This window comes from Nitrosomonas aestuarii, from assembly GCF_003046585.1.
Classification (GTDB): domain Bacteria; phylum Pseudomonadota; class Gammaproteobacteria; order Burkholderiales; family Nitrosomonadaceae; genus Nitrosomonas; species Nitrosomonas aestuarii.
Genome location: NZ_QAAE01000021.1, coordinates 38,007 through 50,256, shown reverse-complemented (window position 1 = coordinate 50,256; position 12,250 = coordinate 38,007). Strand labels below are relative to the sequence as shown.

At 45.7% G+C, this 12,250-nt stretch carries 11 protein-coding genes; 9 read left to right on the top strand and 2 right to left on the bottom strand.

Annotated features, from left to right (window positions below; all coding sequences use genetic code 11):
• Nucleotides 1–1,397, top strand: a 1,397-nt coding sequence (locus tag C8R11_RS16270; RefSeq protein ID WP_425320589.1) for a beta strand repeat-containing protein, incomplete at its 5' end; no start/stop codon positions are given.
• 717 nt (nucleotides 1,398–2,114) lie between these two features.
• Here the strand turns inward: C8R11_RS16270 and C8R11_RS13810 are convergent.
• Nucleotides 2,115–2,948, bottom strand: a complete 834-nt coding sequence (locus tag C8R11_RS13810) for an NAD-dependent protein deacetylase (protein WP_107796209.1) — start codon at nucleotides 2,946–2,948, stop codon at nucleotides 2,115–2,117.
• Between the two features lie 227 nt (nucleotides 2,949–3,175).
• On the bottom strand, nucleotides 3,176–3,646 hold the full coding sequence (locus C8R11_RS13805; RefSeq protein WP_107796208.1) for a potassium channel family protein: 471 nt from the start codon (nucleotides 3,644–3,646) through the stop codon (nucleotides 3,176–3,178).
• A 359-nt stretch (nucleotides 3,647–4,005) separates the two neighbouring features.
• Here C8R11_RS13805 and C8R11_RS13800 point away from each other — a divergent pair, with 359 nt between their 5' ends.
• The 8 genes from C8R11_RS13800 (at nucleotide 4,006) to C8R11_RS13765 (ending at nucleotide 12,167) form a co-directional block, all read left to right on the top strand.
• Complete coding sequence (locus C8R11_RS13800; RefSeq protein ID WP_244907694.1) at nucleotides 4,006–5,376, top strand: (Fe-S)-binding protein; 1,371 nt, start codon at nucleotides 4,006–4,008, stop codon at nucleotides 5,374–5,376.
• A gap of 57 nt (nucleotides 5,377–5,433) precedes the next feature.
• Entirely contained in the window at nucleotides 5,434–6,060 is a 627-nt protein-coding gene (gene coq7, locus C8R11_RS13795; RefSeq protein WP_090697703.1) for a 2-polyprenyl-3-methyl-6-methoxy-1,4-benzoquinone monooxygenase, read from the top strand.
• A gap of 75 nt (nucleotides 6,061–6,135) precedes the next feature.
• Entirely contained in the window at nucleotides 6,136–6,696 is a 561-nt protein-coding gene (locus tag C8R11_RS13790; RefSeq protein ID WP_090697704.1) for a YqgE/AlgH family protein, read from the top strand.
• A 68-nt stretch (nucleotides 6,697–6,764) separates the two neighbouring features.
• Nucleotides 6,765–7,217: a Holliday junction resolvase RuvX gene (gene ruvX, locus C8R11_RS13785; RefSeq protein ID WP_107796206.1), complete on the top strand. Its 453-nt coding sequence runs from the start codon at nucleotides 6,765–6,767 to the stop codon at nucleotides 7,215–7,217.
• Nucleotide 7,218: 1 nt separating this feature from the next.
• Nucleotides 7,219–7,758 (top strand): bifunctional pyr operon transcriptional regulator/uracil phosphoribosyltransferase PyrR, encoded by a 540-nt coding sequence (pyrR, locus tag C8R11_RS13780; RefSeq protein WP_244907698.1) that lies wholly within the window; start codon nucleotides 7,219–7,221, stop codon nucleotides 7,756–7,758.
• On the top strand, nucleotides 7,755–8,714 hold the full coding sequence (locus C8R11_RS13775; RefSeq protein WP_090697711.1) for an aspartate carbamoyltransferase catalytic subunit: 960 nt from the start codon (nucleotides 7,755–7,757) through the stop codon (nucleotides 8,712–8,714). The genes pyrR and C8R11_RS13775 overlap by 4 nt, the downstream gene beginning before the upstream one ends.
• Nucleotides 8,715–8,739: 25 nt before the next feature.
• Nucleotides 8,740–10,014 (top strand): dihydroorotase, encoded by a 1,275-nt coding sequence (locus tag C8R11_RS13770; protein ID WP_090697713.1) that lies wholly within the window; start codon nucleotides 8,740–8,742, stop codon nucleotides 10,012–10,014.
• 26 nt (nucleotides 10,015–10,040) lie between these two features.
• Nucleotides 10,041–12,167: a M3 family metallopeptidase gene (locus tag C8R11_RS13765; RefSeq protein ID WP_107796204.1), complete on the top strand. Its 2,127-nt coding sequence runs from the start codon at nucleotides 10,041–10,043 to the stop codon at nucleotides 12,165–12,167.
• Nucleotides 12,168–12,250: the final 83 nt, after the last annotated feature.

Genomic DNA, 12,250 nt, shown 5'->3' with positions numbered 1-12,250 from the left:
CCACGACCATAGAAAACGCCACCAACTCCGGCAGCAAGTCAGTGGCGACCATAACCGATACCGCGGCAGCCATAGCAGGTTCATCCAATGCAGTGCTGGCAAACGCAGCAGGTGCGGTCACCGCCAGCACCGCAGCAACCATTGCCCAGGCAAACACCATTGCAGGTTTTATAACCAGTGTCACCTACAGCATCAGCGATGTCGCCGCGAATATAGCCGCTGGCGCCGGCCTGAATGAAGCGGTCAATATTACTATTACCGATGATGTCACCATCGCGCAGGCCACGACCATAGAAAACGCCACCAACTCCGGCAGCAAGTCAGTAGCGACCATAACCGATACCGCGGTAGCCATAGCAGGTTCATCCAATGCAGTGATTGCAAATGCAGCAGGTGCGGTCACCGCCAGCACCGCAGCAACCATTGCCCAGGCAAACACCATTGCAGGCTTTGCAACCAGTGTCACTTACAGCATCAGCGATGTAGCCGCGAATATAGCCGCTGGTGCCGGCCTGAATGAAGCAGTCAATATCACCATTACCGATAATGTGACAGCAACACAAGCTAAAACCATTGATGACGCAGGAAACAGTGGTGTTAATTCATATGCTGTGACTGATACTTTCACTAATATAACCATGGCAACCAATAATGCTGCAATTGCAGCGGCTACAGCAATTACAGCAACTGGAGATGCATCGATAACTGATTCTCAACATGACACAATTGCTCCCAAAACTACAGCAACAGGTTCAAACACACTTACATTTACAGATGCCGCATCAATTACTGTAATTCCTTCGGTTGAAAGCTATATTTTAGCTAATTTCACAAATAGCATAACATTATCTGATTCGGGTCATACTATAACCGGTGGAAGTGGAGCTGACACAATTGTTGGCGGTGGAGGAGTCGATACAATTACAGGTGGCGTCGGTGCAGACATCATGAGTGGTGGAGGTGGTACTGACACGTTTATAATAGGAGCCGCGGATTCACTGAATACGTCTTTGGATAAAATTTCCGACTATACAGCGGGTACAGACATACTTGACCTGGAAATTATACCGACGTCATTGGCAGCAACGACTGGTAGTGACTTTAGTACAGCAAACAATGTTAACTCAACAGGAGCCACGTCTGGTAGTTTAGCGACTGATATTGCTACGGCTATTACAGCGCAAAGAGCTGTTAATACAAATTTCTGGAAGCAAACAGGCGATACAATTGCTTTTAAATTATTAGGAACATCTGTTGCCGGTACCGATGTAACCTATGTTGTTCAGCACCAAACAGGTGGTAATAGTAATATATATATTGATACACGCGATACTGTTGTTGCATTGGTAGGCACGTCAACGGCACCTACTACCCTTGCAGATTTGAGCGGGATTTAATTCGTAAAGTTAACGCTGGAAGTAGAGAGCATTTTGTTTAACTACTACTTTTTGGGCTTGTCGAACTTTGGAATTCAACTGCTGAATGAGTGCAATAGTCCTCATTTAGTTACTTGTTATTTCAGTAAGTCCAAAAATGTTAGTTTTTTTAGATCAAAAATACTTTATATGAAGCGCAATAGACAGTTTTATTTTATCGCCTAAACAATCAACAATCCAGAGTGAATATGTGTCTAATTCACGTGTCTGTCCATCAAAATAGCAAAGGTAATTCTTGATGACATGTATTGGATTCGTCGTTTAATTTAAAAAAGCAGGGGCTACGTACTCAGCAAATCAGCGAATTACAAAATAACGCTATTTCAAAGATATGAAAACTATGTTTGCCTTAAATTTTCGTATTTTGACAATTTGAGACAGAATGTATTCTGTATAGGCTGAAGTAGAATTAGCGTCCAACCCGATGTCATCAATCATATGAAATAAAATAGTAACCAGAAAGCAGTAACGAAGGAGTTTAAATTAGATGCAATCAGACTGGTTCTAGATCAGTGATATGCGTGAGTAGAAGCGGCACGCAGCCCTGAAATGAGTACCACTAGCAAAAAAAATGTAAAAAAGTTGCTCAACAGTTATTTGACGTGGCCAGCTAGCAAAGTGCGTTAGCCGTAATGCTTATCTGGCACAGAATATAAACTGCCTCGTTAGTACTCTCCATCAACTTTGAAATGATGGGTACTGATAGTCGATTAAAGCTGATAAAACCGATTGGCAGTCCCGTTTAATTTTATAGTCGGCAAAATCATCAGCACGGGTTTTGCCGCGATTAATAATCATTAACGGTTTACCATCCTGTTTCGCCAGTTTGCAGAAACGAAAGCCGGAGTACACCATTAACGACGAACCAACGACTAACACCCCGTTGCTTTGTTCATATAATTGTGCAGTGGCGAGATTGGTTTTTTTGGGAACCGTACCCCCAAAAAAAACGACATCGGGCATTAAGATGCCGTCGCATGACATACAGTTAACCGGTGTAATTTTCTCAATAGTTTTATCTTCCACATGGGCATCTCCATCGGGTGCCAATTCTGCGGTGAGTGGCGTTAAAAATGGATTGCGCTCCAGTAAACGAACTTGAAGCTGCCAACGCTCTTCATATTGTCCGCAGTTTAAACAGCGTACCCGATCAAGTCGCCCGTGCAGGTCAATCACATTTTGTTGCCCTGCTTTTTGATGTAATCGATCAACATTTTGTGTAATAAGGCCAGTGATGTAGCCGCGCTTCTCCAGTTCTGCGAGCGCATAATGCACATCATTGGGTTGCGCCCGTTCAACCGGAGGCCAGCCAACTGCGCTTCGAGCCCAGTAGCGTTTCCGCTTGTTTTCATATTGGATAAATTCGTGATGCTTAATGGGGTCGCTGCGCAGCCAGTTCCCTTTGTCATCGCGATAAGTCGGAATTCCGGAGTTTAAGCTGATCCCGGCCCCCGTAATTACCAGCCACGGTTTGTGGCGATCTATAATAGATTGCAGTTCGTCAGTTAGCATGATTGATAGCAGCTCATAATAAGGATGCAAGGTTTATCTGGAGCTTTGCAGTTTTTGCAGTCGAGGTATTTTGTTGGCACTTGTTCATTTTGCGCCAACCGTTCTATGTCGTGTTTATACGTTGATTCTGTTTTAGCATGTTTATGTTTTGTCGAACCCTTTCACGCCAGGTATCGATGGGTAATTAAGTGTGATCCAGTGATTTTATGTGGCGAGAATTCAGGGAATTAATCCTTTGATGGCTTTTTTGCTTCTTCCATTGGGTGCGGCCAGAAATGTTTCATGGCAAGAAAGGTAAAGGAGGCCGACCAGGTAATCATGGCCAGTCCAACCAGACCTTCAGCGGCACTCAACATACGCACGGCGCCGACAGGTAATAAATCACCGAACCCAACTGTTGTATACACAACCGATGAGTAGTAAATATAATCTAGGAAATTGCCTTCATCTATGTTGGTAATATGCCCTAATCCAAAAACTTGCTGCATTAACATATAGCCTGAAGCGAAAACGATAATTTCAAGGACGTGCGCGGCCAGTAAACCCAGCATGACGACGAGTACGCCTATGCGTTTATGAACATGAATGCCGATGGTGCGACTTAAAAATCGCAACGCTTCATAATGTAAAACTACGCAGAATATGACTATGACGCTTGAAATCAGCAAAGCATTGAAATGATCGGCGTATTCATTCATATTTAATCGTTAAAAAAGATGGGTTTTTGTGAATCTCCGGCTAAGTTTACCAGTTTGAAGGTGTCCCGGAGCGCGGGAAAGTCATGATCGATATACAGGATCCTTTTTCGCGTACGCTTCGTTCCATAAGTGTTTCGGTTTATTGCGGCTCTTTTTGGTAAGCGCCGGAATTGTAAGTCCGGTAAACGTTGAATGATGCTATTGCACTTTTTGCTGGTTTTGCAATGTTGCTCAGTTTGCTGTTTAATGGTTGGGAACGATTTGCCTGCGTTGATTGTTACATGACAAAAATTGTCGTTTAAATCTTTTTTCAGTAAAGTTGTCTTACAATTATGAAAATACAATGGAAAACTTAAATTGTGGGATCTGATCGTTCATCATCCGGGTATTCAAAAAAATTTCTTATTGAAGAAACCAATCGCTGCGTTTCGTGCGGGTTGTGTTTGCCGCACTGTCCGACCTATCGTTTATTGAAATCCGAAGCGGATTCTCCGCGCGGGCGTATTGCCTTGATGAGTGGCGTTGTTAATGGCCGTATTCCTTCGAATGAGAAATTCATTGAGCACATGGACCGCTGTCTGACTTGTCGTGCCTGTGAATCTGTGTGCCCGAATAATGTGGCGTATGGATTACTGATTGATGAGACACGCAAAATGATCCGTGAATCTGAGTCATGCCGGGATGAAACAGGGGCTGAAAAATTAACACAGCGACAACGGTTTCTTTCGCAATTGCTGGAAGCGTTGGTTGTTCAACCGGCGCGACTGGACCGATTGCGCTGGTTGCTTTATTTGTTTCAGAAAAGCGGCATGTTGCGATTGTTGCGATGGCTGAATTCATTGCCATGGCTGCAAAAATTCAGTTTCTGGAAGCAATCCGGAATGGATAAAATGGTGATGCAATTGCCGCCGGTCGTATTTCCCTATGCGGGCAGTCATAGAAAAATGTTTTTTTCACATACCTGGCGAAGTTTTTATCCGGCAGTTGGAGAAGAAAAAGGAAGGATCGGCTTGTTTCTGGGGTGTGTTGCGCGGTTAACGGACACGGCAACATTGAATGCCAGTATTTTTGTGTTAAATCGGCTTGGTTACAGCGTGTATATACCAGAAAAGCAAACCTGTTGCGGCGCGTTGCATCAACACGCCGGCGATGCTCAAACAGCTGTGCGGATGATGAAAAGCAATCAACAGGCTTTTGGTGAGCTGGGTTTGAATCGCGTTGGATGTACAGCTTCCGGTTGTTGTGTGCAATTGAGCGAATTCGATAGATGTGAGGCCAAAAAGAAACTGAAGGAAGATCAGATAAAGCAGCCAAGTGTGATGGATATCAGTAAATTTCTGGTCGGTGCTGAAGGCTGGGACCAAATATCCATTCGGCCGCTAGCAAAAAAAATAGCCGTGCAGGATCCCTGCAGTTTACGAAATGTATTGGGTGATCAGGATTATCCTTATCAGCTGATACAATATATTCCGGATGCACAGGTGGTTTTTTTGGCGGATAATGATCAATGTTGTGGCGCTGCAGGTATATATTTTATTCAACAACCGGAGTTAGCAGGCAGGTTGCTAGATAATAAAATTAACGCAATTATCCAAAGTGGTGCACAATTGTTGCTAACCTCAAATGTGGGCTGTTCAATGCATATCGCTGGTAAATTACGTGAAATCGATTCTGATATAGAAGTCTTGCATCCGGTTACATTGCTGGCGCGGCAAATGGGTATGCCATGAACATTGAAATAAAATTGCGAGTATGGTTCATTTTTTTACTATTCATATAAGAAGACTATGATTAATATTGATAAAATAATCATCGGTTTTGATGGTGCCTTACGTACGCTGTTAACACCGGCGCATACGGTCAGGCCTGTGCCAGGCAGCGATCTGCCGGAAACCGATTTGACCGTGCCCGAAAAGGATTTATCAGCGGCGCTCATGCGTATCAATCACGTAGGTGAAGTCTGCGCACAGGCGCTATACCAGGGACAGAGTTTGACTGCACGCAATGAAATGGTGCAACAAACACTCATACAGGCAGCCCGCGAGGAAACCGAACATCTGGCATGGACTGAACGACGTATAGAGGAGTTGGGGGGGCGTAAAAGCTTATTGAATCCAGTATGGTATGGTGGTTCTTTTGTAATTGGCATGCTCGCCGGCGTAATGGGTGACAAATGGAATTTGGGTTTTCTGGCTGAGACCGAGAAACAGGTGGGTGACCATCTATCCGGTCACTTGCTGCGTTTGCCGCAAAATGATGGAAAAAGCAGAGCCATTGTTTCACAGATGCATATTGATGAAGCCTCTCATGCAACGATGGCATTATCGCATGGCGGGGCTGAATTACCGCTGCCAGTCAAGTTTGCCATGAAACTAAGCTCCAAGGTAATGACTCAAACAGCTTATTGGATTTGATTACATAGACATGTATTGCATGTAAACATGCGATACAGGTTGCGTTTCATATAACAACGGGAAGCTGAATTCGCCATGGAAAATATCAATTTAACGCATCATTTTTTGATCGCTATGCCAGCAATGGAGAATTCATTTTTTTCCAAAACGGTTACCTATATATGCGAGCATAATGAACAGGGTGCATTAGGGCTGGTGATCAACCGGCCTATGGACTTATCGCTGGCCGGCTTGTTTAAGCAGCTTGGTATCGCATCAAAAGAATCATTAGGCAATGAATCAGCAGTTCTTTTTGGCGGTCCGGTTCAGCTCGATTGTGGTTTTGTGTTACATCAGCCAATAGGCAATTGGCAATCCACGTTGACGATAAATCAGAAATTGGGACTCACTACTTCACTCGATATACTCAAGGCGATTGCCAATGCAGAAGGACCGGATCAGATTCTGGTTGCCTTAGGCTACGCAGGGTGGGCGGCCGGACAGATTGAGCATGAAATGGCGCAGAATGCGTGGTTGTCTGTACCTGCTTCTTTGGAAGTTATTTTCGATTTGCCATCGGAAGCAAGGCTGCAGGCTGCAATGGAATTGCTTGGCGTTGATTTCACGCGTTTGTCCAACGATATCGGACATGCTTGACAGACAGTTGAGCTACGCAAGAATGCAGCAGGATGGAGAATCAGTCGCTAGCCTGCCAACAAGCTAATATGTCAACAGAGAATCAATCGACAGGTTTCTCAATCCAGGGCACTGTGCTGGCTTTTGACTTTGGTAAAAAACGCATTGGCGTTGCGGTGGGCGATACCGTAATGAATCTGGCGCATCCGCTGACAACAATTCATAGCGAGAAAACCGATCAGCGTTTTTCAATTATTCAGGAACTGATAGCGAACTGGAATCCGGTGCTGCTGATTGTCGGATTGCCTTATCATGCGGATGGTTCTGAACATGAAATGACGCGGTTGAGCCAACGTTTTGCACGGCGTCTGACCGGGCGATTTAATATCAAAGTATGCCTTGTGGATGAGCGCTATACGTCCCAAACGGCCAGTGCAGCATTACGGCAAGCGGGTGTAGCGGGAAAAAAACAGAAACAATTCTTGGATCAGATCGCGGCACAACATATACTCCAGTCTTTTTTTGATGAACAAAATGTGTAATATTTCACTGCCTGACGCAGAAATCTTATTCGAACAGCTGGTTAACAAAATTCAAGCAGAGAGCGATAAGCAATTTGCTGTGGTGGGTATTCATACCGGTGGGGTGTGGCTGGCTGAGCGCCTGTATCAAGTACTGTCAACATCTCAGCACATGGAGCCACTGGGTATCCTCAGTGTGTCCTTTTATCGTGATGATTTCGATAAGATTGGCTTGCATGCACAGGTGAAGCCCTCTGAAATTCCTTTTACTGTGGATGGCGCACATATTCTGCTGGTTGACGATGTATTGCAGACCGGGCGCACTATTCGGGCAGCTATTAATGAATTGTTTGATTACGGCAGACCGGCTTCGATCAGTTTGGCTACCCTGGTGGACCGAGGCGACAGAGAGTTACCGATTTGTGCGCAATATATCGGCGCGCAGTTGCAGTTACCCAAAGAAAAAATACTGGCCTTCAATCGGGATGATGACGGGAAATTTAAGCTGAGCCTGAAGAATAAGAAGGGTGCCGAAAACGATGAGGAAGGCTTGTCGGCATGATCAATAGAAATCCGCAATTGGATAAAAATCGTGTTTTACAGCATTTGTTGACAATGGAAGGTCTGCCTGCGGCGATTTTACTGCAGATACTGGATACCGCGGAGTCATTCGTGGGCGTCACCGAACGTGACGTTAAAATAGTACCGCTGCTCCGGGGTAAGTCTATATTCAATCTCTTTTTTGAACCGAGTACGCGCACCCGAACAACTTTTGAGATTGCTGCAAAACGCTTGTCTGCGGATGTTTTCAATCTGAATATTGCCGTTTCCGCTCAATCCAAGGGCGAAACTCTACTGGATACAGTTGATAATCTTTCGGCAATGAATGCAGATATGCTGATAGTTCGGCATGCGCAAAGTGGCGCCGCACATCTGATTGCAAAACATGTACGTCCGGGCATTCATGTCATTAATGCCGGGGATGGTCGCCATGCGCATCCGACGCAGGCTTTGTTGGATATGTTCACTATTCGTCGTTATAAGCAGCAATTTCATAACTTACGGGTTGCCATTATTGGCGATATCATGCACTCAAGAGTCGCACGTTCCCAGATTCATGCGCTGACTACGCTGGGGGTGCCCGAAGTACGCGTTATTGCACCAAAAACCTTGTTGCCGAGTAAGGTGGAGCGTTTAGGGGTGCATGTTTTTCATGATATGAATGAAGGGCTGAAGGATGTTGATGTGTTGGTGATGTTACGTTTGCAAAAAGAGCGCATGCAAGGCGCGCATCTGCCGAGTTCAGAAGAATACTTCAAGTACTATGGACTGACGCCGGAGAAATTATTGCTGGCCAGGCCGGATGCCATTGTTATGCATCCGGGGCCCATGAATCGTGGCGTGGAAATTGATTCATCGGTGGCCGACGGTCATCAATCGGTTATTTTGCCGCAAGTGACATTTGGAATCGCAGTGCGTATGGCGGTGATGTCTATACTCGCGGGTCATCAGGTTTAGCAGCGGCGCAGATGGCGCAAAGCGTATGAATATTTATATTAAAAATGGGCGTTTGATTGATCCGAAAAATGAGCTGGATGTGATCCAGGATATTTATATTGCCGGCGGTAAAATTCTTGCCATCGGCGATAAACCGGATGTTTTTCGAATCGACCATGTGCTGGATGCCAGCAACTTAGTGGTTTGCCCGGGTTTGGTTGATTTGTCGGTACGACTGCGTGAACCAGGTCTGGAATATATGGCTACACTTGAATCTGAGATGAATGCTGCCGTAGCGGGCGGCGTTACCAGCTTTGCCTGTCCACCGGATACCGATCCGCCGCTTGATGAACCTGGTTTGGTGGAGATGGTGAAGCATCGTGCCCGAAACCTGAATCAGGCAAATGTGTATCCAATAGGTGCGCTGACACAAGGCTTGCATGGGGAGCATTTAACTGAGATGGCTGAGCTGCGTGACGCCGGGTGCATTGTTTTCGGACAGCCCAATGGGCTTCTTGGCAATTTAAGAATTTTAATGCAGGCGATGCAATATGCATCGACATATGGTTTCAGTGTCTGGCTCAGTCCTCAGGATAAGAATCTGGCATATGATGGCGTGGCGCATGATGGTGAAGTGGCGACCCGGCTGGGGCTGCCGGCGATACCGGTCTGTGCGGAAACCATCGCTATATCCAATATTATTTTATTGGCGAATGAAGTTGATGTGCATATACATTTGTGCCGGATATCCAGTGCTAAAGGACTGGCAATGGTGCGTACGGCCAGACAGCAGGGTTTGTCGATGACATGCGATGTGTCAATGAACCATATTCATATGTCGGATATGGACATTGGGTTTTTTGATTCCAATTGCCACATCATGCCGCCATTGAGAAGTATCAGTGATCGTGATGCATTACGCAGCGGCTTGCTGGACGGTACAATTGATGCGATTTGTTCCGATCATGCGCCTGTTGATGAAGACGCTAAACTACTGCCTTTTGGTCAGGCGGAGATCGGTGCTACAGGGGTGGAATTGTTGCTGTCACTCACTTTAAAATATGGCATGGAAATGAAACAGCCGCTTGTTAAAGTGTTGGCCGGAATCACTTCTAAACCGGCAAAAGTTTTGGGCATTGATGCAGGGCACTTGTCACCAGGAGCAGCTGCGGATATTTGCATTTTCGACCCTGATATTTATTGGAAGGTAACTTCACCCGCGCTGTTGAGTCAGGGAAAGAATACGCCTTTTCTGGGTATGGAAGTACCCGGGAAAGTAAGATATACATTAATCAATGGTAAAATCGTCTACGAATCTTAACGTTAACGAAACTTAATTTCCAACTTATGAATACACCATCAAATCCATTACTAGACTTTTCAGGGCTGCCGCGTTTTTCAGAGATAAATGCTGCACATATTACGCCTGCAATTGAAACATTGCTTAATGAAAACAAGGCAACTATCGATAACATTCGTCATGATCCGCAAACGCCGACCTGGCAATCATTTGTGCAGCCTATGGTGGATGCTAACGAACGCATGTCACGGGCATGGGGGCAGGTATCACATTTGAATGCTGTCATGAATACGCCGGAATTGCGCGAAATCTATAATCAAAACCTGCCACTGATAACCCAGTTTTATGCCGAACTCTCGCAGGATCAAAAATTGTTCGAGAAATTTAAACAATTGCGCGCAAGTACCGAGTATGAAACGCTTAGTTCGGCGCGAAAGAAAATTGTTGATAATGAACTCAGGGATTTTCGCCTGGGGGGAGCTGAACTGCCGCCGGAAAAAAAACAGCGTTTTCTCAAGATTCAGGAAGCTTTGTCAGAACACGCATCAAAATTTAATGATAATTTACTGGATGCAACCAATGCCTTTTCATTATTGATTGAGAATGCCGAAGAAGTCTCGGGCATTCCGGAAGATGTCTTACATACTGCTCAGCAACTGGCCGAGAAAGATGGCAAGCATGGCTGGAAATTTACACTGCATATGCCGTCTTATTTGCCCGTGCAACAGTATGCCGATAATCGCACTTTGCGCGAAAAAATGTACCATGCGTTCTATACCCGTGCGAGTGAGTACAATGCGGCAGATGATAAGAGCGGCCAAAAAAACTGGGATAATATGCCCCTGATCAATAAAATACTCGAACTGCGTGAAGAAGAGGCAAAATTGCTGGGTTATAAAAATTATGCAGAAATTTCATTGGCTACCAAAATGGCATCATCGCCACAACAAGTACTTGATTTTCTCAGGGAACTGGCCGCTAAAGCCAAACCTTACGCACAAAAGGATTTGCAGGAATTACAGCAATTTGCCACCGAACAGCTGAATCTGCCGAAACTCGAAGCCTGGGATATTCCTTATGCCAGTGAAAAACTGAGGCAGGCGCGTTATGCCTTTTCGGACCAGGAAGTTAAACAGTATTTTCCTGAGAATAAAGTTTTGCCGGGCATGTTTAAACTGGTTGAAAAGCTTTATCATATCTCCATTGTTCCAGCTGACTCCATTGAACTCGAACATCAAATTCAATACTGGCATCCGGATGTTAAGCTATTCGATATTTTTGATGCCAGTGGTGCATTGATCGGGCGGTTTTATGTTGATTTGTATGCACGTTCGACCAAACGCGGCGGCGCATGGATGGATGGCGCTATTTCGCGTCGGCGCATTGGCTGTGAGCAAGGCGGCAGCGTTGTACAAATACCCGTTGCTTATCTGACGTGTAATTTCTCAGCGCCGGTGGAAATCAAAGGCAAACCGAGGCCTGCTTTATTTACCCATAATGAGGTGATCGTGTTGTTTCACGAATTCGGTCATGGGCTGCACCACCTGCTGACCCAGATTGATGATCTCAATGTCTCCGGTATCAATGGCGTAGAATGGGATGCGGTGGAACTCCCCAGTCAGTTTATGGAAAATTTTTGTTGGGAATGGGATGTGCTTACAGAAATGACTGAGCATGTCGAAGCCAAGGAATCCCTGCCCAGAACGCTGTTCGATAAAATGCTTGCTGCCAAGAATTTCCAGAGCGGCATGCAGATGGTGCGTCAGATTGAATTTGCTTTGTTTGATATGCACCTGCACTATGACTTTGATCCGCATGGCGACAAAACAGTGCTGCAGCTGCTCGACGAAGTGCGTGATGAGGTCGCTGTTATCATGCCGCCCGACTATAATCGCTTTCCCAACAGCTTTGCGCATATTTTTGGCGGCGGCTACGCGGCTGGCTATTACAGCTACAAATGGGCGGAGGTTTTATCGGCAGACGCTTATGGCCTGTTTGAAGAAAATGCCTCAAGCAGTACCGCAGGCGTGATGGATGCTGATACCGGTTCGCGTTTCAAACAGGAAATCCTCGCCATGGGCGGCAGCCGTCCGGCGCTGGACTCATTTGTCGCGTTTCGCGGGCGCGAACCGCAAATGGACGCCTTGTTGCGTCATAATGGGATGACTGCCTGATTATACAGGCCATTTCCAGGTCTGTTAGCACAACTGAATGCCTGATTGCACGCCGGCATTCAGTTGTCGGCGTTACAGGGAAT